At 62.9% G+C, this 24,165-nt stretch carries 23 protein-coding genes; 18 read left to right on the forward strand and 5 right to left on the reverse strand.

The genetic code is table 11. From position 1 onward, the window contains the following. Nucleotides 1–10: 10 nt before the first annotated feature. On the forward strand, nt 11–454 hold the full coding sequence (gene rbfA / locus ACWA1U_RS10125) for a 30S ribosome-binding factor RbfA (RefSeq protein ID WP_463722070.1): 444 nt from the start codon (nt 11–13) through the stop codon (nt 452–454). Between the two features lie 30 nt (nt 455–484). Here rbfA and ACWA1U_RS10130 read toward each other — a convergent pair whose 3' ends face one another. Continuing rightward, entirely contained in the window at nt 485–1,627 is a 1,143-nt protein-coding gene (locus ACWA1U_RS10130; protein WP_463722071.1) for a pyridoxal phosphate-dependent aminotransferase, read from the reverse strand. Nucleotides 1,628–1,691: 64 nt separating this feature from the next. On the opposite strand from ACWA1U_RS10130, the gene truB reads away from it, so the two are divergent. The 4 genes from truB (at nt 1,692) to ACWA1U_RS10150 (ending at nt 4,355) form a co-directional block, all read left to right on the forward strand. Further along, entirely contained in the window at nt 1,692–2,687 is a 996-nt protein-coding gene (gene truB, locus ACWA1U_RS10135) for a tRNA pseudouridine(55) synthase TruB (RefSeq protein ID WP_463725009.1), read from the forward strand. Between the two features lie 2 nt (nt 2,688–2,689). Next, complete coding sequence (locus ACWA1U_RS10140) at nt 2,690–3,058, forward strand: hypothetical protein (protein WP_463725010.1); 369 nt, start codon at nt 2,690–2,692, stop codon at nt 3,056–3,058. 80 nt (nt 3,059–3,138) lie between these two features. After that, nucleotides 3,139–3,525: a hypothetical protein gene (locus tag ACWA1U_RS10145; protein WP_463725011.1), complete on the forward strand. Its 387-nt coding sequence runs from the start codon at nt 3,139–3,141 to the stop codon at nt 3,523–3,525. A 167-nt stretch (nt 3,526–3,692) separates the two neighbouring features. Continuing rightward, on the forward strand, nt 3,693–4,355 hold the full coding sequence (locus ACWA1U_RS10150) for a DUF4345 domain-containing protein (RefSeq protein WP_463722072.1): 663 nt from the start codon (nt 3,693–3,695) through the stop codon (nt 4,353–4,355). A 17-nt stretch (nt 4,356–4,372) separates the two neighbouring features. On the opposite strand, the gene ACWA1U_RS10155 is transcribed toward ACWA1U_RS10150, so the two are convergent. Beyond that, the gene (locus tag ACWA1U_RS10155; RefSeq protein ID WP_463722073.1) at nt 4,373–6,301 is read right to left on the reverse strand and encodes a hypothetical protein; all 1,929 of its coding nucleotides are present in this window, start codon (nt 6,299–6,301) and stop codon (nt 4,373–4,375) included. A 245-nt stretch (nt 6,302–6,546) separates the two neighbouring features. Between ACWA1U_RS10155 and ACWA1U_RS10160 the strand changes: the two genes are divergently transcribed. The 4 genes from ACWA1U_RS10160 to ACWA1U_RS10175 all read left to right on the forward strand — a co-directional run bounded on the left by ACWA1U_RS10160 (nt 6,547) and on the right by ACWA1U_RS10175 (nt 11,926). Continuing rightward, a complete protein-coding gene (locus tag ACWA1U_RS10160) occupies nt 6,547–7,539 on the forward strand; it encodes a bifunctional riboflavin kinase/FAD synthetase (protein ID WP_463722074.1) in 993 nt (330 codons plus the stop codon). Nucleotides 7,540–7,664: 125 nt separating this feature from the next. Then, on the forward strand, nt 7,665–7,934 hold the full coding sequence (gene rpsO, locus ACWA1U_RS10165; protein WP_463722075.1) for a 30S ribosomal protein S15: 270 nt from the start codon (nt 7,665–7,667) through the stop codon (nt 7,932–7,934). Between the two features lie 261 nt (nt 7,935–8,195). After that, nucleotides 8,196–10,466 (forward strand): polyribonucleotide nucleotidyltransferase, encoded by a 2,271-nt coding sequence (locus ACWA1U_RS10170; protein ID WP_463722076.1) that lies wholly within the window; start codon nt 8,196–8,198, stop codon nt 10,464–10,466. 83 nt (nt 10,467–10,549) lie between these two features. After that, nucleotides 10,550–11,926, forward strand: coding sequence for a M16 family metallopeptidase (locus tag ACWA1U_RS10175; protein WP_463722077.1), 1,377 nt, complete (start codon nt 10,550–10,552; stop codon nt 11,924–11,926). Here the strand turns inward: ACWA1U_RS10175 and ACWA1U_RS10180 are convergent, their stop codons facing one another. After that, nucleotides 11,927–12,178, reverse strand: coding sequence for a MoaD/ThiS family protein (locus tag ACWA1U_RS10180; protein WP_463722078.1), 252 nt, complete (start codon nt 12,176–12,178; stop codon nt 11,927–11,929). A 3-nt stretch (nt 12,179–12,181) separates the two neighbouring features. Further along, a complete protein-coding gene (gene moaA, locus ACWA1U_RS10185; protein ID WP_463722079.1) occupies nt 12,182–13,252 on the reverse strand; it encodes a GTP 3',8-cyclase MoaA in 1,071 nt (356 codons plus the stop codon). Nucleotides 13,253–13,386: 134 nt separating this feature from the next. Between moaA and ACWA1U_RS10190 the strand changes: the two genes are divergently transcribed. From ACWA1U_RS10190 to ACWA1U_RS10215, 6 genes are all read left to right on the forward strand, one after another. Continuing rightward, nucleotides 13,387–14,697: a molybdopterin molybdotransferase MoeA gene (locus tag ACWA1U_RS10190; RefSeq protein ID WP_463722080.1), complete on the forward strand. Its 1,311-nt coding sequence runs from the start codon at nt 13,387–13,389 to the stop codon at nt 14,695–14,697. Continuing rightward, nucleotides 14,694–15,173, forward strand: a complete 480-nt coding sequence (gene moaC / locus ACWA1U_RS10195) for a cyclic pyranopterin monophosphate synthase MoaC (protein WP_463722081.1) — start codon at nt 14,694–14,696, stop codon at nt 15,171–15,173. Before ACWA1U_RS10190 ends, moaC begins: the two co-directional genes overlap by 4 nt. After that, nucleotides 15,170–15,652 carry a MogA/MoaB family molybdenum cofactor biosynthesis protein gene (locus ACWA1U_RS10200; RefSeq protein ID WP_463722082.1) on the forward strand — a complete coding sequence of 161 codons (483 nt, stop codon included), beginning with the start codon at nt 15,170–15,172 and terminating at the stop codon, nt 15,650–15,652. Before moaC ends, ACWA1U_RS10200 begins: the two co-directional genes overlap by 4 nt. After that, the gene (locus ACWA1U_RS10205) at nt 15,642–16,079 is read left to right on the forward strand and encodes a molybdenum cofactor biosynthesis protein MoaE (RefSeq protein WP_463722083.1); all 438 of its coding nucleotides are present in this window, start codon (nt 15,642–15,644) and stop codon (nt 16,077–16,079) included. Before ACWA1U_RS10200 ends, ACWA1U_RS10205 begins: the two co-directional genes overlap by 11 nt. Before the next feature lie 70 nt (nt 16,080–16,149). Next, complete coding sequence (gene dapB, locus ACWA1U_RS10210) at nt 16,150–16,908, forward strand: 4-hydroxy-tetrahydrodipicolinate reductase (RefSeq protein ID WP_463722084.1); 759 nt, start codon at nt 16,150–16,152, stop codon at nt 16,906–16,908. Nucleotides 16,909–16,915: 7 nt separating this feature from the next. Then, nucleotides 16,916–17,380: a hypothetical protein gene (locus tag ACWA1U_RS10215; RefSeq protein WP_463725012.1), complete on the forward strand. Its 465-nt coding sequence runs from the start codon at nt 16,916–16,918 to the stop codon at nt 17,378–17,380. A 19-nt stretch (nt 17,381–17,399) separates the two neighbouring features. Here the strand turns inward: ACWA1U_RS10215 and ACWA1U_RS10220 are convergent, their stop codons facing one another. After that, entirely contained in the window at nt 17,400–18,581 is a 1,182-nt protein-coding gene (locus ACWA1U_RS10220) for a heparan-alpha-glucosaminide N-acetyltransferase domain-containing protein (RefSeq protein WP_463722085.1), read from the reverse strand. Nucleotides 18,582–18,624: 43 nt separating this feature from the next. Here ACWA1U_RS10220 and dapA point away from each other — a divergent pair, with 43 nt between their 5' ends. Genes dapA through ACWA1U_RS10235 form a run of 3 tightly spaced genes read left to right on the forward strand, consistent with a single transcriptional unit; the run spans nt 18,625 to nt 24,159 of the window. Beyond that, nucleotides 18,625–19,548, forward strand: coding sequence for a 4-hydroxy-tetrahydrodipicolinate synthase (gene dapA / locus ACWA1U_RS10225; protein ID WP_463722086.1), 924 nt, complete (start codon nt 18,625–18,627; stop codon nt 19,546–19,548). Nucleotides 19,549–19,566: 18 nt separating this feature from the next. Further along, a complete protein-coding gene (locus tag ACWA1U_RS10230; RefSeq protein ID WP_463722087.1) occupies nt 19,567–21,258 on the forward strand; it encodes a ribonuclease J in 1,692 nt (563 codons plus the stop codon). 51 nt (nt 21,259–21,309) lie between these two features. Continuing rightward, nucleotides 21,310–24,159, forward strand: a complete 2,850-nt coding sequence (locus tag ACWA1U_RS10235; protein WP_463722088.1) for an FtsK/SpoIIIE family DNA translocase — start codon at nt 21,310–21,312, stop codon at nt 24,157–24,159. The last annotated feature ends 6 nt before the right edge of the window (nt 24,160–24,165 follow it).

Raw genomic sequence — 24,165 nt, forward strand, 5'->3', positions numbered from 1 at the left:
AGGAGACATCATGGCAGATGCTGCACGCGCTGCACGGTTGGCGCAGCGCATCAAGGTGATCGTGGCCGAAGCACTTCGCCGCAGGGTCAAGGACCCGCGGCTGGAAGCAGTAACGGTCACCGACTCACGAGTGACAAATGACCTGCAGCACGCCACGATCTACTACACGGTCCTTGGCGAGTCAGAAGAGCAGGCAGCAGTCCACAAGGCACTTGAATCGGCCAAGGGTGTGTTGAGGGCCGAGGTGGGCCGGAATATCACGGCACGGCTCACGCCGACGCTTGAGTTCGTTCCAGATGAGATACCGGTCAATGCGAGCCATCTCGAAGAGCTGCTGCGCACCGCCCGTGAACGCGATGCCCAGGTAGCTGAGATTGCGCGGCAAGCCGCCTTCGCAGGCGACGCTGATCCGTACCGCAAGCCTGCAGACGAAGAGGACGAGGAAGCGCGCTAAGCGTTCTCTTCGACACCGTCTTTTAGGGGATTACCGTCCCGGGAGCCTGCTCACCCCAGTGAGCAGGCTCTCTTTGTCTGTGCATAGCGCAATGCGGATCCAGCCTTCCCCATTCGGGCCGAAAGCCGTACCTGGCGCCACCGCCACGGACTTCTCGGCGAGGAAGCTCCGGACCCACGAGCGGACGTCGCCGCCGGTGGCGTGTGAGAGGTCCGCCCAGAGATAGAACGCCCCCTGAGCATCGAGGTAGGGGATGTTCAGCCCGTCCAGGATCTCCGTGGCCGTGTCGCGGTTCGACCGGTAGTGGGCTAGAGCGGTGGCGATGTAGTCCTGGGGGCCGTTGAGCGCCGCAACCGCGGCATATTGGGGGGAAGCTCCCACACAGGACACTATCGATTCCATGACTGCATTGAACTGACTGCCGAAGCCCGGTGGCATGACGAGCGCACCGATCCGCAGCCCGGTCAGTCCGTAGGTCTTTGAGAGGGTCAGTGAAGTGACAACCCGCTCAGCTTTGCTGTCGAAGCGTGCCGGGCTGACATGGGGTTCGTCGTAGGTGAAGGCTTCATAGCATTCGTCGGAGAGGATCCAGAGGTCGTTGCGTTCGGCGAATTCCACAAGGTCCCTGGTGAGTTCCTCGCTGAAGACAGCGCCCAGCGGATTCGAGGGTGAGTTCAGGATCAGGACACGCGTCCGCCCTGTGACCAGTTGCTCAAGGTCTGTGATCCTGGGTTGGAAGGCATGCTCCGGCAGCAGCGGGTAATGAACTGCGTCAGCGTGCACCAGCCCCGCGGTCATGGCGAACGTAGGGTAACCCGGATCAGGTACCAAGACTTCGTCGCCAACGCCAAGCAGCATGCTCATTGCCAGGTGCAGGCCCTGCTGGGCGCCGGCCGTCACGTAGACCCGGTCGGGATCCACATACAGCCCGTTGAGGCTGCCGAAACGCTGCGCGAAAGCCGCACGCAGGGGCGCAATGCCTTCGTTGGGTGTGTAGTTTGTGTCGTCGCGGTCCAGGGCCGCCATGCCGGCGGCGAGGATATGCCGCGGTACGGGAAATGACGGCTCGCCTATGCTGAGCACGATCGAATTGGGTTGTGCCCACGCGGCCTGGGTGATTTCGCGTATCTGGTTGGCGGGCACCTGATTCACGTGGGCGGCAAGCGAAGGCATAAGGGAATCGTACCGACTGGTGTTCACCACTCCGGTGGCGAACGGCGTTGTCGTCAGCGTCGGCATGTGGCGAACCTGCCCGCAACCTATACTGGGAGGCGTGAATTCCGGGCAGGTCCACTCAGGACTCGTAATAGTGGACAAGCCGCAGGGCTGGACCAGCCACGATGTGGTTGGGAAGATCCGTCGGTTGGCAGGTACGCGCAAGGTGGGGCATGCGGGCACACTGGACCCGATGGCAACAGGTGTTCTGGTGGTGGGAATCAACCGAGCCACACGGCTGCTGACTTACATCGTTGGGGCCTCCAAGGTCTACACGGCCACTATCCGGCTGGGTCAGTCCACGGTGACGGACGACGCCGAAGGGGATGTGATCGCAGAAACCCCGGTCAGCAGCGTGACGTATGAGGGTATAGCTGCGGCCGTCGCTGAGCTCACGGGTGACATCAGTCAGATTCCCAGCAGTGTCAGCGCCATCAAGGTGAATGGCGTACGGGCCTACAGTCGGGTGCGCACAGGCGAGGACGTTGTGCTGGCAGCGCGTCCGGTGACAGTACACCGGTTCGAGCTCCACGGCACCCGTGACATTGAGGGCGGTCGCTTCAAGGACGTCGATGTTCTGGTGGAGTGCAGTTCTGGAACGTATGTGCGCGCTCTCGCACGGGACCTGGGCACGGCGTTGAAGGTTGGCGGGCACCTCACTGCGCTTCGTCGCTCTGAGGTAGGGCCGTATTCCCTCCAGCAGGCATCCACGCTGGAGGAACTCGCTGGAGATTTCCGGCTACTCGACATCAATGCTGCCGCGCGGGCGCTTTTTGTCTGTCGTGAACTGAGCGCCGTTGAAGCAGAGGACGTCTCTCATGGACGCCGGATTCCTCCCAGCGGTGGTTTGGCAGGGGTAGGGGCGGGGCTAGAGGGGAGTTCGACGCCGGACGCAGCCGGGTCCCGTCCGATCGCCGGGTTCGGGCCTGACGGCACCCTGATAGCGCTATTGGAGGATCGTGGCGGCGAAGCTAAACCGGTCCTGGTGTTCGCTCCGGGTGGGGCAGGGGCTTCGTGACCGTGGACGGATTTTTTGTAGCCGGCACCGTTGTGTGCCTGATTTCGACCCTGGTATGTGTCGGAGCCGCTGTCATCAGGCAACCGCCGAATGATGTAACGATCCTCTCCGTCGCCGCAGTGGAATTGTTTCTCCTGGCCTATGGGGTCTCGGCAACCTTTCGTCAACTGGGAGGCGAACCAATCGCAGGGGAGGCGTGGGAGTTCTGGGGGTATCTCCTGACGGCCCTGTGTATTCCGGTGGGTGCGTTCTGGTGGGCAATTCTCGAACGGTCCCGCTGGAGCAATCTGGTCCTCGGCGCAGTGGGCGTGACGATCTTCGTGATGTTGTTTCGGATGGAGCAGATTTGGGACGGGGCGGTGCCGGCGTGAATGATCGCGACAGGAACGGTAGCCTAAGCAGCCGCACAGATAGGCCCGGCAGTTCGCTCAGTAAGGGTCCGGGCCGTCTCCTGATAGCCGTTTACGGGGTGTTCGCCCTGGCGGCGACTGCCCGTGCAGTGTTTCAGATCGCAACGAAATTCGACGAAGCACCCGTAGCCTACGTGCTCACGGCGATCGCAGCCCTTGTGTATGTCCTTGCGACGGTTTCACTCAGCAGATCGGGCCCACGATGGTATCGGATATCAGTTGGCGCTGTCGGACTGGAGATGCTCGGTGTTCTTACGGTAGGCACGCTGAGCCTTGTTGACCCCGTACTCTTTCCCGCCGACACTGTGTGGTCCATTTACGGCCGCGGGTACGGGTTCGTACCGCTCATTCTTCCCATCTTGGGTTTGTGGTGGCTGTACCGGAACCGTCCTGCCGCAGTGCCGCCAGAGCCGCTAAAGGGCACCTAGCGCCGTCGGTTGCCCGCGTTGTTCCGGATGGTCGCGCTGGATGAGTGAGAGTATGGCTATAAGGGAGTGAGAGACGGTCGGCCCGCGGTTTTCACAACACGACTGCCCATCACGCCTGAATCAACCAGTGGAAGCCCATCAGGGCGTTCCCACCGAAGAGGAGCATCATGACGAGCAGCACCCCGGAGAACCCGCAGCCCAAGCGCGATTCGACCGACTCCGTGGGACCGGACGCCCGTTCGTCCAGCGCCTCTGCCCAGAATCCAAACTCCAGTGGGATCGGGAAGACAGGTGCTTCCGGCGCAGACCGTGGGTCTGCTGCTCCGAAGGGCGGCTCTGAGCAGCAGCGTCCGTCCTCGTCGGCCCAGAAAAAGGGTTCCGCCACCGACAAACCGAAGTCTGCAAAGCCCGGTAACGACTGGAGTGTCTTCCGCACCGTAGTTGTTTTGGTCGGGTTGGTGATCGCTGGTTTCGGAGCGTACTACCTGATCACCGGAACCGCAGGGCTTCCCGAGACGGGGGATGAAGCCGTGAACCCCACCCTCGAGAACCAGTTCCGCTTTTTCGCCGCCATGATGGTCGGCGTAGGGGCAGCGTTTGTCACCATCGCCATCAAATTCCAGTGGGCAAACATGCTGTGGCTGGTCTGCCTTATGGTCTTTATTGGTGGAATTGGGCGGGTGCTGTCCTGGGCATTCTCCGGGACGCCGCACTTCCTGCTGATCATCCTGATGGTTGTGGAACTGGCTTTCCCCGCCGCACTCCTGGTGTGGCATCGGTACATCGCCAAAACCAGCGAGCTTCGGCAGGAGTACGCCGCCCGTCCGTAGACCCCACAGCACTATCCTCAGGCGGCTGCACGTTTCTTCCTTGATGCGGCCCCGAGCAGCCCGAGTCCGCATCCAATGAAGGCCAGCGCTGCACCAGCGGCCAGCTCAGAGCGAACTCCAGTCCTGGCCAGTTGCGGCGCCTGTTCGTCAGTAGGGTGCGCGGGCGGTTGCACCTGGGGAGCAGAGGCCTCCGGAGCCGGCGTTGATTCCGGAGTCTCCTCTTCAACCTCGGCCGGTGGACTTGCCGGGGGCTGCTCGACGCAAACCGTTTCCGCTGGCTCTCCGAACGGTGAAGTGAACGGGTTGGTGAAATCGTCACCCGGGTAGGTGGCGACAACCGTGTAGCAGCCGGGTTCGCTGAAAGCACTGAAGGCCGGACTATCGAAGCTCCCATTCTCAGCAGGCACTGTTACCTCGGAGTGTAGCGGCGTCCCAACAGGGATGTCCGGGCTGAGCGTCGGCCGCCCGCTCAAGGGGCCGTACATGGAGAGCAGGACGGTTTCGGAAGCTCCGTCCGCGCGCACTCCGAAGCCCGAGATGTCCACGGCATCCGTGACGCTGGCACCCACCAGCACCTGGGGCGCAGACAGTTTCGTGTGGATCTGCACCGACCAGGGAGCGAACGTGGTTTCGGCCGCTATTCCGAACTTTCCCTGCCAGGAACGCACATAGGGTCCAGCCTCTACCGGCAGTGCGCTCGCAGGATCGATCGTCTCGGTCCAGACATACCAACCTGAAGCAGGCACCGCAAGCGAGGGCGTCTTGTAGTCGCCCGGCCCTTCGACCCTGGTACTCACCTCGCCGACCTTTGGCGTGCCCGCTGGTACGGAGTCGGAAAGAACAGGTGCTGCGGGCAGCGGTCCCCACAGGGTGGAGACAATCTCGACGGAGACTGGCTTCCCGCTGCCAGGCATGGACATCCACGGAATGGTGCCGGCAGCGCCATCTGAGGAGCCCACACCAACCGAGAGGATGTCATGGATCTGCGAACCCGGTTGTGTGCGGGCTGCTGAGGTCTTGGTCTCAACGGTGGGCTGGAAGGCAGGGAGATCGGCGATTCCGGCGACAGCATCGCGTGGTTCGACTACGGCTGCCGTCAACAGGCGTTGAACATCGTCGCGCGTTGGGGCCATCCAGGTCACCGCTGCCGCAGGAGTCCGAGGAACTGACACAGTCAGAGTTCCGCCGCCAAGGCCCGCCCGACGAAGGGTCAGGGTGTGGGGCTCACCGTTGCTGGTCCATGACGATTTGCTGGACTCATCTAGCCCGAACGCTCCCTTCACCGCGGCAGAAGCAGCCAGGCCGGAGACTGATTTGCCTGCTGCGCCGAGTATTTGTACGTTCACCGCAATGGTGCCGTCCGCCGTGGGAGCTACCTGGTCGATCTTGACGGTGAAAGGCCCCGCCTCAGCCAGCGCAGTTTGTGTCATTGACCGTGCCCGGTTCACTACCTCCTGCGGAAGCCCCTCAGCCTTCAGCACACGATTCATGCCGATCGAGTCCCATTGCATGCCCGGGGATGTCATTGCCCACACAGCCAGCTGAACCGACGCAGCAGTGCCGATGTCACGGGTGTTGCCCCAGCGATGCAACAGGTAGGACAGTGCGGCATTCTCGCTGGCGCTGAGGCGGCTGCCATCGCTGCGCGTGAAACCGCCCTGCTGCCCTTTGTCATACCCGTTCGCATGAGGGGGCGCCAGTTTCTCGAAATCCGTGCAGTAGGCCACCGTGCCGTCCGCTTTCACATGCTGGCCCACGAAGTGCTGGGCGCCGTCCAGGCCGGCGCCGCGGCTCCATTCACTACCTCCGGGCACCGCATGCACCGGTTGCAGTGAGGGCAGCAACATGGCGATGCAGCTGAGGATCACCACGCACATAATTCGAATCAACGCAGGGGCAGGGTTTACCGATAACGGTTGGGCGCCGTTGACTGGATAGAAATGCACGCATCCTCCAAATGTTCTTGTGTTCGGGCCGCGACGGGCTCCTGGGTAGATCACCACTCTGCTGCCCGGCTCGGGGGCAAGACACCGGATTCAGTGCTTATGTGCATAACTTGCCCGTAACTGGGTGAGTGTGGAGGAGGGGACAGGGATCCCAGGGGTTGCAGGTCAGAAGCAGCTCCGGGATCAGCCATAATGAATGAACTGACGCGCGGCCCCTGCCGCACTTCCAACCGCCAAGGAGATGCGTGTTCTATTGGAGAGGCCTGGTCGAAGTGCCCGAAGGTTTCGGTCCGTCAGTTGTCACGATCGGAAATTTCGACGGCGTGCACCGAGGCCACCAAAGCGTCCTTGAACAGCTCGTGGCCGCAGCCGCGGAACGGGACGCCGCCGCCGTCGTTATCTCCTTCGACCCGCACCCGGCCCAGGTTCACCGCCCGCAAAGCGCTCCCGAACTAATCATGGGGCTGCAGGACCGCGTTGAGACCCTTTCCGATACCGGCATCAACGGCCTGTTGATGATGCACTACACTCTGGATCTCGCTGCTCAGACTCCCGAGGAATTCGTCCGGTCGGTCTTTGTTGACGGGCTGCGGGCGAAGGCGGTAGTCATCGGCCACGACGTCCGGTTCGGGCGTGGGAACTCCGGTGACCTGGCAACCATGCAGGCGCTGGGGGAGCAGTTGGGCTTCGAGGTCATCGTGATAGATGACTTCGGCTCGAGCCTCCGCACCTCAACGACGGCGGCGGGCGAGCGGCGGTGTTCCTCGACGTGGGTTCGTGAAGCGTTGGAGGCCGGAGACGTAACTACGGCAATCCGGATTCTCGGGCGCACGCACCGCATGCGTGGCGAGGTCGTCCACGGGGCGGCCAGGGGGCGTGCCCTGGGATTCCCGACTGCCAACCTTTCCCCGGACTCAAGCGGTTATATACCTGCAGACGGGATTTACGCGGGCTGGCTGATCGACAGCAGCCAGGTGCGCTGGCCGGCCGCAATTTCCGTTGGTTCCAATCCCACCTTTGAAGGTGTCAGCCGGCAAGTCGAAGCTCACGTGATCGACCGGCCAAAGGAAGAGGTCGACGTCTTCAATCTTTACGGACAGACCGTCGTCGTCGAGTTTGTGCGCAGGCTGCGCGGAATGGTCGCGTACCGCGGTCCCGAGGCCCTCATCGAACAGATGTGTCTTGACGTGGACCAAACCCGTAAGGTGCTTTCGACAGAACAGCGTGCCAACGGGTAAAGTTGACAGCGGTCCTGCTGCAGTCCGTGGTTGCCGGACCACTGCCGATCCTCCATTTCAGCCAACACTGGAAAACTTTGGGTCGGCATCTATTTTGTTCACGGTACAACTCATAGGAGTTATTTGTGGCACTTGACGCCGCTCTGAAGCAGGAAATCATCAAGGAATATGCAACATCCGAGGGCGACACCGGTTCGCCTGAAGTACAGATTGCAATGCTTTCCCGCCGTATTCTTGACCTGACCGAACACCTTAAGCAGCACAAGCATGACCACCACACGCGTCGTGGCCTGTTGCTTCTTGTCGGTCGCCGTCGCCGTCTGCTGGATTACCTCCGCGACACCGACATCACGCGCTACCGTACGCTCATTGAGCGCCTCGGCCTGCGTCGCTAGCTAGACTGTGAGGCGGCCCCTTCCTTCGGGAGGGAGCCGCCTTCAATCTTTGGGCGCACTCCGTCCAGAAGAGAAATTCCATAACCAGGAGCCAGGCGGACACGCAGGCATTCGCGGTCCTCGGTAGTGGTCTCCGGGACTCCGCCCTCCAGGGCGGCCCCGTGGACCTCAATCGAAGACCGGGTGCCACAACCCGTCCTAACGGCGTTGCATAGCCAGACGCCGCCTGCCTCCGTCACACAGAAACGGAGGTGACTCTCTATGGAGGGTCCCGAAATCGAATTTGCCGAAGCCGTCCTTGACAACGGAAAGTTCGGCCAGCGCACGGTGCGCTTTGAAACAGGCCGCCTTGCACAGCAGGCCGCTGGTGCAGCAATGGTTTACATCGATGAGGACACAGCGCTCCTCTCGGCCACCACTGCGGGCAAATCCCCTCGCGAGGGCTTCGACTTCTTCCCACTGACGGTCGATGTTGAAGAGCGCATGTACGCCGCGGGCCGCATCCCGGGTTCGTTCTTCCGCCGTGAAGGCCGACCCTCAACGGAAGCCATCCTGGCATGCCGCCTGATGGACCGCCCGCTGCGCCCGGCCTTCATCAAGGGCCTGCGCAACGAGGTGCAGATCGTTGTCACCGTGCTGGCAATCAACCCCGACGTCCGCTACGACGTCGTGGCCATCAACGCAGCGTCGATGTCCACTCAGCTCTCCGGACTCCCCTTCTCGGGACCCATCGGCGGCGTGCGCGTTGCACTGGTCTCCGATGGCAGCGGTGAAGACCAGTGGATTGCCTTCCCGAAGCACTCCGAACTCCAGAACTCTGTCTTCGACATGGTCGTGGCCGGTCGGGTAGTCGGCGATGACGTGGCCATCATGATGGTTGAAGCCGAAGCAACCGACAACTCCTGGTCCTTGATCAAGGAGAACGGCGCAACCGCACCCACCGAGGAAGTTGTCGCTGACGGTCTGGAGGCGGCCAAGCCGTTCATCCGCGCACTGTGTGAGGCGCAGTCGGATCTTGCTGGCCGTTCTGCCAAGCCCACCGTTGAATTCCCGGTCTTCAAGGACTACGAAGATGACGTGTTCGCTGCCGTCGAAGGCGCAGCGGGCACCCGCCTCGCCGAAATCTTCACCATCGCCGATAAGCAGGAGCGCGAGGACGCCGCCAACGCGTACCGCACCGAAACCATCGCTTCCCTGTCCGGCCAGTTCGAGGGCCGCGAGAAGGAAATCTCCGGTGCCTTCAACTCGGTCACCAAGAAGGTTGTGCGCCAGCGCATCCTGCGGGACCAGGTCCGCATCGACGGCCGTGGCCTCAGCGACATCCGTAAGCTCACCGCAGAGGTGGAGGTCCTGCCCCGTGTCCACGGTTCGGCCATCTTCGAGCGCGGCGAAACCCAGATCATGGGCGTCACCACGCTGAACATGCTGAAGATGGAACAGCAGATTGACTCGCTGTCTCCCGTCACCCGCAAGCGGTACATGCACAACTACAACTTCCCGCCCTACTCCACCGGCGAAACCGGTCGCGTAGGTTCGCCGAAGCGTCGTGAGATCGGGCATGGTGCGCTTGCCGAGCGTGCGCTCGTACCGGTTCTGCCGAGCCGTGAAGAGTTCCCTTACGCGATCCGCCAGGTTTCCGAGGCGCTGAGCTCCAACGGCTCGACGTCGATGGGTTCAGTCTGCGCCTCGACGCTTTCCCTGCTCAACGCGGGTGTTCCGCTGAAGGCACCCGTAGCGGGTATCGCCATGGGCCTCGTTTCCGATGTGGTCGACGGCCAGACCCGCTACGCAGCTCTCACCGACATCCTCGGTGCGGAAGACGCCTTCGGTGACATGGACTTCAAGGTTGCCGGTACTTCCGAGTTCGTCACCGCCATCCAGTTGGACACCAAGCTCGACGGCATCCCTGCGTCGGTCCTGGCCGCCGCATTGAAGCAGGCCCGCGAAGCCCGTCTGCACATCCTGGGCGTTCTCGAAGCCGCGATTGACACGCCGGATGAGCTCTCCGAGTTCGCTCCGCGCATCATTTCGGTGAAGATCCCCGTTGACAAGATCGGTGAGGTCATTGGCCCCAAGGGCAAGATGATCAACCAGATCCAGGAAGACACCGGAGCCGACATCTCGATCGAAGATGACGGCACCGTCCTGATCGGTGCAACCAACGGTGAGTCCGCTGAAGCCGCCCGTGCAGCGGTCAACGCCATCGCGAACCCACAGGTTCCCGAGATCGGCGAGCGTTACGTCGGTACGATCGTCAAGACCACCACCTTCGGTGCGTTCGTTTCGCTCACCCCAGGCAAGGACGGTCTTCTGCACATCTCCGAGCTGCGTAAACTCGCAGGCGGTAAGCGCGTGGACAACGTCGACGACGTCGTGTCGGTGGGCCAAAAGGTCCAGGTCGAGATCACCAAGATCGACGACCGCGGAAAGCTTTCCCTCTCGCCTGTCGTGGCAGAAGATGCTGCCGACGCCGCCTCCGAGGATACTGAGCGCGTACACGCTCAGGAGCCTGCTGAGGGTGGAGACGAGTAGTCCAAACGCATAAATCACCATCCAACGGCTCCGCGGCGAACACTGTTCGCTGCGGAGCCGCTGGCGTTGAGGAGAACATACTGATGACTGAAACCGGACCTGCCTTGCCCGTCGAACTACCCCTTGTCTCCGGTGCTTCCGGGGGCGCGGCGATGCTGGTTGCCGGGACCTCCGGCGGTGCGGTCGTGCGCCGTTCGGTGCTGCCCGGCGGCGTTCGCGTGCTCACGGAAGCCATGCCCGGCCAGCGATCAGCGAGCATCGGCTTCTGGGTGGGAGTGGGCTCCAGGGATGAGGCCCACGGCCAGCACGGTTCCACCCATTTCCTGGAGCACCTGCTGTTCAAAGGGACCAGCCGGCGATCCGCCCTGGACATAGCTGCAGCCTTTGATGAGGTGGGTGGCGAGTCGAACGCGGCCACAGCCAAGGAGAATACCTGCTATTACGCCCGCGTCCTTGATACCGACCTTCCGATGGCCATTGATGTCATTTCCGACATGGTCACTTCGGCAATCATCGACCCTGACGAACTGGAGCAGGAGCGGGACGTCATCCTCGAAGAGATCGCCATGGACAGCGACGATCCCTCCGATGTAGCCCATGAGAAGTTCGTTGAAGCCGTACTCGGCTCACACCCGCTTGGCCGCCCCATCGGAGGAACGCCGGAGGCGATCAAAGCAATCTCACGGGAGTCGGTGATGGACCACTACCGGCGCTACTACCGTCCGGAAGAACTGGTTGTCACCGCAGCTGGCGGATTGGATCACGACGTCGTGTGTTCCCTTGTGGCTCAGGCGCTGGAGCGGGCTGGGTGGTCACTGGCTCCCGATGCCACACCTGTGGACAGGCGAACAACCCATCGTGCAGCGATCGAAAGCACTGGCGGGGTCCACGTCATCCGGCGTGCCGTCGAGCAGGCGAACGTGCTGGTCGGTTGTCCTACGATCAGTGCAACGGATGAGCGTCGCTTCGTGATGAGCGTGCTGAATGCCGTGCTGGGCGGCGGAATGTCCTCACGGCTGTTCCAGGAGATCCGCGAGAAGCGGGGCCTGGCATACTCGACCTACTCTTTCTCAGCGTCCTACGCCGACGCCGGTTACTTCGCGATGTATGCCGGGTGCAGCCCCGCCAAGACCGGGCAGGTGATCGGTTTACTCGTAGAGGAGCTGGAGCGGCTGGCGTCGGAGAGTGTTAGCCCCGAGGAGCTTCGCCGTGCTGTTGGACAGCTCTCGGGCGGAATGGTGCTTTCGCTTGAGGACAGCGGGTCTCGGATGTCTCGTCTTGGCAGGGCAGAGCTCGTGAGCGGAGAGTTCCTCGGCCTTGACCTCACCCTCGAGCGCGTCAGGGCGGTGACCGCTGTGCAGGTGCAGGAACTGGCCCGCGAACTCGCGGATGCGCCGCGTACGGTCACCGTTGTCGGTCCATTCGACTCGGAAGCCGAGCTCGGCCTCAAGCCCGCTTAGCTAGCCGCCAGCGAATGGCGGGAGGATGTCCAGGACATCCTCGCCGCCGATCGTGACGCTTCTGTCGCGCACGGCGAGTTCATTGAGCAGGAAGCTGCTCCGGTCCAGAACCTTCGCCATGGAGGGTTCGCCGTCAGGGTGCAACTCACGAATTTTGTCGAGGATGACGGACACCGCAACGCCGTGCGCGTCGAGGCGTTCTTCAGCGGTGCCCGCAGCTGCCTGCGCGGCTCCGAAATACCGGATGAGCAAAACCTAACCGCCGATCGCGCTCATGGAGCGGTCCGGTTGAATGAAGTCCTCGGCCCCAAGGCCTGTGTGTCCCATGCCGTGAGCCTTCGGCTTGGCCCACATTGCTTCCTGCCAGCGGAGGGCGATAGCGCCGTCGTCGGCCCCGGTTCGCAGCAGATCACGAAGGTCGGTCTCCTCACGGGAGAAGAGGCAGCTCATGATCTTGCCCTCGGCTGTCACACGGGTGCGGCGGCAATCCGCGCAGAAGGGTTCGGTCACGGAGGCAATGATGCCGACGGTGCCAACGACGACGTCGGGCGCCTGGTTGCGGTGCACGGCCCACCGTTCAGCGGGTGCGCCGTCGCGGGTGCGGGGATCCGGGGTGAGGGTGAAGCGGCTGGAGAGCAGACTGCGGATTTCTGCGGCTGTGATCATGCCGTCCCTGGTCCAGCCGTGGTCCGCGTCGAGGGGCATCTGTTCGATGAAGCGCAGTTCGTAGCCGCGTGAAACTGCCCATTCGAGGAGATCCGGAGCCTCGTTTTCATTGATGCCGCGCATCAGCACTGCATTGATCTTCACGAGGCCAAGACCCACCGCAGCGGCAGCCTCGATTCCCCGCATCACGCGGTCGAGGAAGGGCCTGCGGGTGAGCTGGGTGAAGGTCTCGGGGTGCAGGGAGTCCATTGAAACGTTGATGCGGGTCAGTCCGGCGTCCTTCAACCGCTGTGCCTTCTTGTCGAGGCCAAGACCGTTGGTGGTGAGGGAAATGGGCAGTTCGGGGTGAAGACTGCGGATGTCGGAGATGATGTCGACCAGGTCCGCGCGGACCAGAGGCTCACCCCCAGTCAACCGCAGTTCACGTACTCCAAGCCGGGAAACACCGATGTCAACCAGACGGACTATCTCTTCGCGGGAGAGCACCTGGTCCTTCTGAAGCCAGTCGAGTCCTTCTGCAGGCATGCAGTAGGTGCAGCGCAGGTTGCATTTGTCCGTCAGCGAGAGGCGCATGTCCGTAGCCTGACGGCCGTAGGAGTCAACGAGCCCGGCGTCAGGGTTAGGTCCGCCCACCTGAGGTATTCCCAGTTGGATTCCCATACTTCGAGGTTACGCCCTTTACCCGAACCGCTCTATCCGGGATGGATCATGACGCGCGGGAGGAGGAGGGCAGCGCTAGGCTGAAAGCCGAAAGCCTGAGGAAATGTCCCTGGGGCCTGATACAACGGGGTGTTATGACGCGAACGGTAGAAGAACATCAGCATGCGGTGCTTGGGCTGCTGCGCTACAGCGGTGCTTTCCCTGCCGAAGCGCCCGCGAACCTTGAGCTGGCGGCAGCGCGGGGCCGTGTGCTGGCACAGGACATCCATGCTCCCGTCAGCCTTCCTCCGTTCGACAACTCGCAGATGGACGGGTACGCGGTCCATAGTTCAGATCTTGCGGCAGGGGGGAACCTCCGGCTGTTGGTGGTCAGCCCGGTTCCGGCGGGTGCCGTGCCGGCAATACTTGAGCCTGGAAGTGCTGCTCCGATTATGACGGGAGCCATGATTCCGGGCGGCGCGGCCGCCGTCGTACCCATTGAGCAGGTAGTACCCTCGCAGTTCCCCAGCCCCGAGCAGTACCGGCAGCAGGGCCTTTCCGTCGAGGTCCCGGCAGTGGAGGAAGGGCTGTTCATACGCCGGGCGGGCAGCGATCTCGCGGCCGGCGACATTGCGTTGAAGGAAGGCACGGTGCTCGGGCCAGCGCAACTGGGTCTCCTTGCGGCGTGCGGACTCTCCCATGTTTCTGTGCGGCCCCGGTTCCGCGTGCTCCTGCTGACTACGGGAGATGAGGTTCAGGAACCCGGCGGTGAGCTCGGTCCCGGCCGTATTTTCGATGCGAACACCACCCTCCTGCAGACCTCCCTGGAGGAAGCTGGCGCGGAGGTCGAACGCCATACCCTTCTCGCTGATGACCCGGAACACCTCCGGCTGGCGCTCCAATCAGTCGGCGGACACGTCAATCTGATCCTCAGCACCGGCGGCATCAGCCAGGGGGCCTACGAGGTGGTCAAGCAGGCACTGGCCGACAGCAGCGTTGAGTTCCTGTCAGTCGCCATGCAGCCGGGAGGGCCGCAGGCCATCGGCACCATCAACGGTGTTCCGTTCCTCGGCTTTCCCGGGAACCCCGTGAGCGCCCTTGTGTCCTTCGAAATGTTCCTGCGTCCAGCGCTTGCGCAGGTCACCGGCCTCCCCGGGAACCGCGTGTGCCTCCCGGCCAGACTTGAGGAAAATGTGCAATCGCCCGAACAAAAACATCAGGTGCGCAGGGGTTTCTACACTGACCGCAGCGGACAGGGTGAGGGAATCGGAACGGTCACGCTTCTTGGCGGGCCGGGCTCGCACCTTCTCCACGCAATGGCTGCCTCCAACGCACTCGTGCATTTTCCGGTCGGTACCGCACAGATGGACTCGGGATCGACTGTCGGCATTTGGCTTCTTGAAGACCTTCGTGGGGGAACCCAGCCCACCTATCCCAGCAATCCGAACCGGGAGGCGCTGGCATGAGCGAGCCGACGTCCAGGCTGACGCACGTCCGGGATGACGGCTCAGCGCACATGGTGGATGTATCCGAAAAGACCGCCACAACCCGGCAGGCGACGGCAAGGACAGTGCTGAAGACCACCCCTGCGGTGGTCGCGCTGATCATCGACGGCGGCCTACCCAAAGGGGACGCGCTCGCGGTTGCCCGCGTGGCAGGCATCATGGCTGCGAAACAAACGTCTTCGTTAATTCCTTTATGCCACCCGTTGCCGCTCACCAAGGTGACGGTCGACTTTGAACCCGGAGACGCCGTCGTCGCCATTGAGGTAACGGTCAAAACGACGGCGGTGACCGGCGTCGAAATGGAGGCGCTGACCGCGGCTTCCGTTACTGCCCTCGCGCTGTACGACATGATCAAGGCGGTCGACAAACACGCTGTGATTGCTGACACGCGGGTGGTGGCGAAGTCCGGCGGAAAGAGCGGGGACTGGACGGCATGAGTACCACCCGGACAGCAGCAATTGTCATTGCTTCCACGCGTGCAGCCGCAGGCGTCTACCAGGATGAATGCGCACCGATCATCCAGCGGTGGCTCGACCACCGCGGTTACGCGGTGCAGCAAGCGCTTGTGGTGGCTGATGGCGATGCTGTCGGTACGGCCATCGGAACATGCCTTGACGGCGACCCAGCCGTCCTGATCACCAGCGGGGGGACGGGGCTCAGCCCAGACGACGCCACACCGGAGCAGACCGAGCCGTTCCTGACCCGTTTGCTACCCGGAATCATGGAAGCGGTACGCAGGGCAGGGGAAACGGCGACACCGATGGCCGCCCTCAGCCGTGGCCATGCCGGTGTGGCTGGCTCCACTTTCGTCATCAACCTTCCAGGTTCACCGGGAGGGGTGAAGGATGGACTCTCGGTTCTGGAACCCATCCTTGACCACATCTGCGACCAATTGGAGGGAAAGCATGGGCACTAGCACGGTGCTGAACGCCGGAGTTTCTGAGGAGCCGCTTGACCTGAACCATGCCCTGGCGGTGGTCGGCTCAGCCGACTGCGGCGCGGTTGTCGGGTTTGGGGGAGTGGTGAGGAACCACGACGGCGGCCGCCAGGTCGATCGCCTGGGTTACAGCTCCCACCCTTCCGCAGGAAAGGTGATCGCTGACATTGCCAGCGAGATCGCCGAGAAGTACGACGGCGTCCGAATCTGGGTGGCGCACCGCACCGGACCGCTCGAAATCGGCGATCCCGCTCTGGTCGCCGCAGTCGCGTCCGGGCACAGGGGAGAGGCTTTCGCGGCGTGCACGGAACTTGTGGACAGCGTGAAGGCCCGCGCACCGATCTGGAAGGAGCAGTTCTTCACGGATGGAACAGTCGAATGGGTAGGGGTGGACGGGGCGCAGTAGCGCTGCGCTCGGCCCTGTGCCACCTCTCCCTGCGCTGGGCGCGGGGCCCTCGCCCAGTACGCTTGTCTGCATGACACAACTGACCTCCGTGGCGGTGCTCGGCGCCTCCGGACGAATGGGCGCCGAAGCCGTCAAGGCCATCGAAAACGCCGCTGACCTCTCGCTCGTCGCAGCCCTGGGCCGCGGGGATTCGCTCGAGGACATGGTGAGGGCAGGAGCACAGGTTGTCGTGGACCTTTCTGTCCCGGAGAGCACAGAGAAAAACGTGACATTCGCCGTCCGGCACGGAATCCACGCCGTTGTCGGGACCACAGGCTGGGACGCGAGGCGCCTGGGACGGTTGAACGACACACTGAAGGAAAGCCCAGAGGTAGGGGTCCTTATCGCGCCGAATTTCGCCCTGGGCTCCGTTCTTGCCACGTCTTTTGCGGCCCGTGCAGCGCAATATTTCGAGTCGGTCGAAGTGATTGAACTCCACCACCCCGAGAAGGCGGACGCGCCATCAGGAACGGCCGAGCGCACAGCGTCGCTCATCGCAGCCTCGCGCGAAGACGCCGGCGTGCCAGCTGGCCCCGATGCCACCCGCACCTCACGTCCAGGAGCCAGGGGCGCCGACGTCGACGGCATCCGGGTACATTCGGTGCGCCTGCGCGGTCTTGTAGCGCACCAGGAGGTTCTCCTTGGCGGCCCGGGTGAGCAACTGACCATCCGCCACGACTCATTTCACCGCGAATCGTTCATGCCCGGCGTACTTCTTGGCGTCCGGCAGGTAGCGCTCCACCCCGGACTCACCGTCGGACTCGACGGCTATCTCGATCTGCAGGTCTGAGGTTGTGATGCAGCTCCTCAAGAAACATCGCGTCAAAGTAGGCGTGGCGTTCGTCACTCTCCTGCTCGTGTTCTGGCTGGTCGTCGCCCTGCAGCGAAGCTTCATTCTGCTGACCGACCCGGACCCGGTCGCGAAAGCGCTCGGCGCCGCTTACCTGCTCCTCCCGATGATCGGCGCATGGGCGCTCGTGCGCGAACTTACCTTCGGCGGACAAACCGAACGGATGGCGTCAGCGCTCGCCGAAGAGGGAGGGCTGCCGGTTGATGACCTGCCACGAACTCCCGCCGGCCGCATTGTCAGGGAAGCCGCAGACGCACAGTTCCCCGCGTACCAGGCCGAAGTCGAATCCGCTCCGGAAGACTGGCGTGCATGGTTCAGGCTTTCGTGCGCATACGACGCCGCGGGCGACAGAACGCGTGCACGCCGATCCATGCGGCAGGCCGCAAAGTTGCATCGGGCCGCAAAGCCGTAGCCTCGGTGAACAGCGCCGGCTAGCGGCTCCGCGCCTTCCCTGGTGTGCGCGCAACGTCGCTGGCGCCGGCTACTACGAACTCCAGGGGACCCCTGGCGTTGAGCTTTCGCAGCAGCATCCCAACGGCAACAAAAGCAGCCACCTGCCCCCAATAGATCGGGGCAGGGTCGAGGGGAGGTTGCTGCTGGTCCACGATGCTCATGGTCCAGATATGCAGCGAGTAAAGTGTCAGCGTCATGGCGCCGGCGGCCGCAAGGGGCGACAGGAGCCAGGCGATACGCCGTGCGACCAGGAGACAAAGCCCGACGACGGCGGCAGCGGTACCCTCGGAGTGGGCCAGATCGAGTGGCGTACCGGAGTGTGGAGCGCTCACAGCCAGCCACCACCAGGTGCCGGTCTGGTCAATGCCCGTGAGGCTCACTGTGAGCATGGCTTCAATGTCGTAGCGCCGGCCGTCGGGCGTCTGGAGTAATTGGGCGAGCCCGCCGAGGGGGCCAAGCAGGAACCAGCTGATGAGCTTTGCGGTCAGCGCGAGCACCACGCCAGCGCCCAGCAGGCCCGCCTGCACGCGGAATGACCGGAGATTCAACCGTCCAATGACGAGGCCGATCAGCAGGAAGCTCAACCACTGCAACGCGGGGTAGTAGCCGGTCACCAGGATGTCAGCAAGCAGGGTTCCGGGTTCAGCGAAGTGTTCGAGGTTCGGATTGCCGTCGAGGCTCGATGGGCTGATATTGATCTGGATCCACGGGCGGAGAAGGAAAGCGGCGACGGGGGAGAGGATTGTCCACCCGGCGGCGAACCAGGACAGGGTGCGAATCGGCATCGACAGGAACGGCAACGCGAGAAGGAACAGTATGCCGTAGTGGAAGAGGATGACGGCGATGTTCGTTTCCAGCCCGCCGAGCATCAGGCCCACCATCGCTATGATGACGGCGCGCGCGGCTATGCCGCGCCGGTCCCGTGAAATCCGGGTCCGATCGTGGGGGCGGTGCCCTCCAGTGAGCAGTGCAAGCCCAATACCTGCGACCACCGCGAACAGGGCGGAGGATCGCCCGGAGAAGGTTGCGCCAATCCAGGAGGCCTCTGCTGTCCCGTCGATGTACAGCGGAAATATGTGGGTGGACATCATGCCGAAGAGTGCGATGCCCCGTGCCGCATCAAGTCCGCTGAGCCGTCCGGGGGAATGCGATAGGGCCATGATGGAATGTTCTCACGCGGGCTCCAACGGGTAAGTTTGACCCATGGCTGACTCCGAAATTCGCTCGCTCCCGTTCGGTTCCCTCGTAACCGCGATGGTCACACCTTTCACTGACGACGGCGCTGTGGACTATGACGCCACAGCCGCTCTCGCGGTACGCCTTGTCGAGGGCGGCTGCGATGGCCTGGTGGTTTCGGGAACAACCGGTGAGACCTCCACCCTTGAGGATCAGGAGAAGGAAGACCTGTTCCGTGTCGTTGCGGAGGCGGTTGGCGGCCGGGCGAAGGTTATCGCCGGTACCGGCACTAATCACACCTCCCATTCTGTGGAGATGGCGCACCGTGCGCAGCGTGCCGGCGCGGACGCGCAGCTGGTGGTCACGCCCTATTACAACAAGCCGACCCAGTCCGGCGTCCTGGCTCACTTCGACGCTGTCGCTGCCGCATCCGATTTGCCAATCATGATCTATGACATTCCGGGCCGGGCTGGCATCTCCATCAGCACCGAGACGATGATCCGGCTGGCGGACAATCCGAAGATCCAGGCGCTGAAGGATGCGAAAGCTGACTTCGCGGCGGTCACCCGTGTGCTCGCCAACACCGCTCTCGATGTGTACGCGGGCGACGACGGCCTGACGCTGCCATGGATGACAGCAGGGGCTGTCGGGGTCGTCAGCGTGAGCGCCCATGTTGCCACGGCGAAGTTCCGGGCTCTTGTGGACGCCGCAGCTTCGGGAGACTATGACACCGCCCGGAAAATCCACTTCGAGCTGGACCCGGTGGTCCGTGCCGTGATGACCCACATACCGGGTGTTGTCTCGGCCAAGCAGATCATGCGGATGCAGGGCGTACTGGCCAACGCCGTGGTGAGATTGCCGCTCGTCGATCCCACCGCCGTCGAAATGGAACCCGTGCTGGCGGATCTCGCTGAGGCGGGCTGGGATTTTTCCGCGGGCACTGCCCGGTAGCACGCGAAAGGCCAAGGCATGACTGAACCCGCAGGCAACGCTCTCATTGCTCCGCCACCCCTTCCGGACGGCACCCTCAGAATCGTTCCGCTCGGTGGCCTCGGAGAAATCGGCCGGAACATGGCGGTGTTCGAGATCAGCGGGAAGCTGCTCATTGTGGACTGTGGGGTCCTGTTTCCGGAGGAAACCCAACCCGGCGTTGACCTGATTCTTCCGGACTTTTCCTACATCGAGGACCGTCTGGACGATGTCGTCGGTCTGGTGCTGACCCACGGCCACGAAGATCACATCGGTGCAGTCCCGTATTTGCTCCGGCTCAAGAACGACATACCGCTGATCGGTTCGCAACTGACCCTCGCGTTGATCGAGGCCAAGCTACAGGAACACCGGATCCGTCCGTTCACTCTGACTGTGGCCGAGGGGCAGATCGAACAGTTCGGTCCCTTTGAATGCGAGTTCGTGGCGGTCAACCATTCGATCCCCGACGCCCTCGCCGTTTTCATCCGCACAGCAGCGGGAACGGTGCTGCACACGGGTGATTTCAAGATGGACCAGCTGCCCCTCGACGGTCGAATCACGGACCTACGCGCCTTCGCCCGACTTGGCGAAGAAGGGGTTGACCTATTCATGGTCGACTCCACCAACGCTGATGTGCCTGGGTTCACCACGGGTGAACGCGAGATCGGTCCGGAATTGGACCGGTTGTTCGGGCAGGTGAAAAAGCGGGTGATCGTTGCCTCGTTTTCCTCGCACGTCCACCGGGTGCAGCAGGTGCTCGACGCCGCCGCGGCGCACGGGCGGTTTGTCTGCTTCGCCGGACGATCCATGGTCCGTAACATGTCCATCGCGGCGAAGCTCGGCTATCTGCGGGTGCCGGAGGGCATTCTCGTGGACGTGAAGAACGTCGACAGCCTGCCCGATGACCGGGTGGTTCTCATGTCGACGGGTTCGCAGGGCGAGCCGATGGCCGCGCTGTCCCGCATGGCGAACGGTGACCACCGCATCCAGGTGGGTAAGGGCGACACCGTGATCCTCGCCTCCTCGCTGATCCCGGGCAACGAGAACGCGGTATTCCGGGTCATCAACGGCCTGCTGAAGCTCGGCGCTGACGTCATCCACAAGGGCAATGCACGCGTCCATGTGTCCGGCCACGCGGCCGCGGGGGAGCTTCTGTACTGCTACAACATCCTCAAACCGCGGAACGTGATGCCGGTGCACGGTGAAACGCGCCATCTGATTGCCAACGGGAAGCTGGCGATCCAGACCGGCATTCCGAGCGAGAATGTGCTCCACACCGATGACGGCACCGTAGTGGATCTCGCCGATGGGGTGGCGCGCATCGTAGGGGCGGTCGAGTGTGGTTACGTATACGTCGACGGCTCGAGCATCGGTGAGATCACTGACGCGGATCTCAAGGACCGGCGAATCCTGGGTGAAGAAGGGTTCATCTCGATCATCACGGTTGTCAATCGCAGTACTGGAAAGATTGTCTCCGGTCCGGATATCCACGCGCGCGGTTTCGCTGAGGACGACTCAGTGTTCGATGGCATCTTGCCAAAGATCAACAGCGCACTTGAAGAAGCAGTCATGAGCAATAAGGACCACACCACCCACCAGCTCCAGCAGGTGGTTCGCCGTGTCGTGGGAACGTGGGTGAACCGCCGGTACCGGCGCCGACCCATGATCATCCCGGTGGTCCTCGAGGCCTAAAGGGCGCGGAAATCCACGGAACCGGGGGTGCTGTCCGGTAGCGTAGCAAGTATGGCGACTCGTACCTCCCCTCCGGCTTCGCGGCCATCGCAATCGCGGGCAGCACAGTCGCGCAACTCCCAGGCCAAAGCACAAACGCCGCGCTCAAAGTCTGCGCCGAAGGGCAGCTCTGGTTCTTCCGGCCGCGGTTCAGCAAAGACCGAGGTGCTGCCCACAGCAGAAGACCGGCTGCCGCTTCCGTTGCGTGCGGTCCGCGGGCTGTGGATGGGCATTGCGCATCTGGTGGCTGGGGGAATCCGGAAGTTCGGCCACGACGTTAACCCCCAGAAGGATGTTCGCCGCGATGGCACGGGCTTCTTCCTCTTCCTCTGCGCAGTGGCTGTAGCAACGGTCGAGTGGTGGGCACTGACTGGACCGGTGGCCGGCGGAGTGCATGCTGTCGCCGGCGGTTCGCTCGGATGGATGGCCCTCCTGTTGCCATTCATGCTGCTCATCGGGGCGGTTAGGCTGATCCGCAACCCCGAGGAGCCCAGGGCAAACAACCGCATCGGCATCGGCCTCACTGTCATGGCATTCGCGGGGGCGGGGATCGCGCACCTGGTCGGCGGGCAGCCCGTGCTGGCCAGCGGATTCGAGCCGCTCTGGCGTGCGGGCGGTGTGATCGGCTACCTCGTGGCCGGTCCGGCAACAGCCGTCGTTGGGGTATGGCCGGTAGCGCTGGTACTGAGCTTCCTGCAATTTGTGAGCCTCTTGATCGTCACGGCCACACCGTTCCGTCACATCCCGTCCCGGCTTCGTGCGCTGTATGAACACCTCATGGGCCAGGACCTATCCGACCACAACCCCGGCGCTGAAACCGACAAACACGACCAAAGTTACCTCTCCGATCGCGAACGCGCGGAGCGGAAAAGGCCGAAGAAGCGCCCCCGTTTCTTCGGTGGAGGCAAGAAAGCTGCAGAGGAAGACCCGCTGGACGGTTACGTCGGCGATGAAGCCTTCGAGCGTGCCGTGCTCGACGACGACGCCGCTGATGACGAGTCAGCGTCGCCTGCCATCCCGCCGGGCATGCGCAGGCCTACCCAGCAGGAAATGGCTACCGAGAAGATCAGGCGGAACCAGGGTCTCACGGGCGCCGAACCGGAAACGGAAGCGATGGCGGTTCTCCCGCAGGTAAGCGTTCCGACCGTGAATATCCCACCCGTACCGTCGAACCCGGTGCAGCCCCAGGCACCGGTGACGCCAATACCGCAGCGGACCGAGCAGCTTTCCCTGGCCGGTGACGTCACCTATACACTCCCGCCTTCTGATTACCTGCCGGCCGGTACACCACCCAAGGAACGCTCGGAAGCCAACGACGCCGTCGTCGCTGCGCTCACCCACACTCTTGAGCAGTTCAACGTCGATGCGAAAGTCACCGGGTTCTCGCGCGGGCCCACAGTTACAAGGTACGAGATCGAATTGGCTTCCGGCACCAAGGTGGAGCGGGTCACGGCACTGTCCAAGAACATCGCCTACGCAGTGGCCAGTTCCGATGTACGGATTCTTTCGCCCATCCCGGGTAAGTCTGCAATAGGTATCGAGATCCCGAACACCGACCGCGAGACTGTGTCCTTGGGGGACGTGCTGCGGTCCGGAAACGCACGCAAGACGGATCACCCAATGGTGATGGGAGTGGGCAAGGACGTTGAAGGTGGATTTGTCGTAGCCAACCTTGCGAAGATGCCTCACCTGCTTGTTGCTGGCGCAACCGGTGCGGGTAAATCCTCCTTCGTGAACTCGATGATCACGTCGATCCTCATGCGGTCAACACCGGATGAGGTCCGCATGATCATGGTCGATCCAAAGCGGGTTGAACTGACGGCCTACGAAGGCGTGCCGCACCTCATCACGCCGATCATCACCAACCCCAAGAAGGCCGCTGAAGCACTGCAATGGGTGGTCAGGGAAATGGACACCCGTTATGATGACCTCGCCAACTACGGCTACAAACACCTCGACGACTTCAACAAAGCGGTCCGGAACGGAAAAATCGTTCCCCCACCAGATTCCAAGCGGGTGGTGCGGCCGTATCCGTACCTCCTCGTGATCGTCGACGAGCTCGCCGACCTCATGATGGTGGCTCCCCGTGACGTCGAGGACTCGATTGTCCGCATCACCCAATTGGCCCGTGCCGCTGGAATCCACCTCGTACTCGCTACGCAGCGGCCCTCGGTCGACGTCGTCACCGGCCTCATCAAAGCGAATGTGCCGTCCCGGATGGCTTTCGCAACCTCTTCGGTGACAGACTCACGGGTTGTGCTCGACCAGCCCGGGGCCGAAAAACTGATCGGTCAGGGTGATGCCCTGTTCCTCCCCATGGGTGCGTCCAAGCCCATACGCGTGCAGGGTGCCTGGGTCACGGAGTCTGAGATCCACAGGGTCGTCGAGCACGTGAAGGAGCAGCTGAAGGCTGTCTACCGCGAGGACGTTGCAGTGGAGGCGCCTAAGAAGCAGATAGACGACGACATCGGAGATGATCTCGACGTACTTCTACAGGCAACCGAGCTGGTGGTTACCACCCAGTTCGGTTCGACGTCCATGCTGCAGCGAAAGCTTCGGGTGGGCTTCGCCAAGGCTGGGCGCCTCATGGACCTCCTGGAATCGAGGGGAGTGGTGGGTCCATCCGAAGGATCAAAGGCGCGTGACGTACTGGTCAAGCCGGATGACCTGGCGCCGGTTCTCGCCGCGATGCGAGGGGACGAGCCGCGCACGGTCCCGGAGGCACCTGCCTATGTCCCCTCCGGTGGCAGTGACCTGGTCGCTGATGACCTCAATGAACGGCAGCAGGCAACCGAGTACCACGACGGCGATGACCGCGACGTCGACGGTTCTGAAGACGCCTGGAACCTGACGGGCAGGTAGCCTTGA

The organism is Arthrobacter sp. TRD_SC_6 (genome assembly GCF_055361185.1).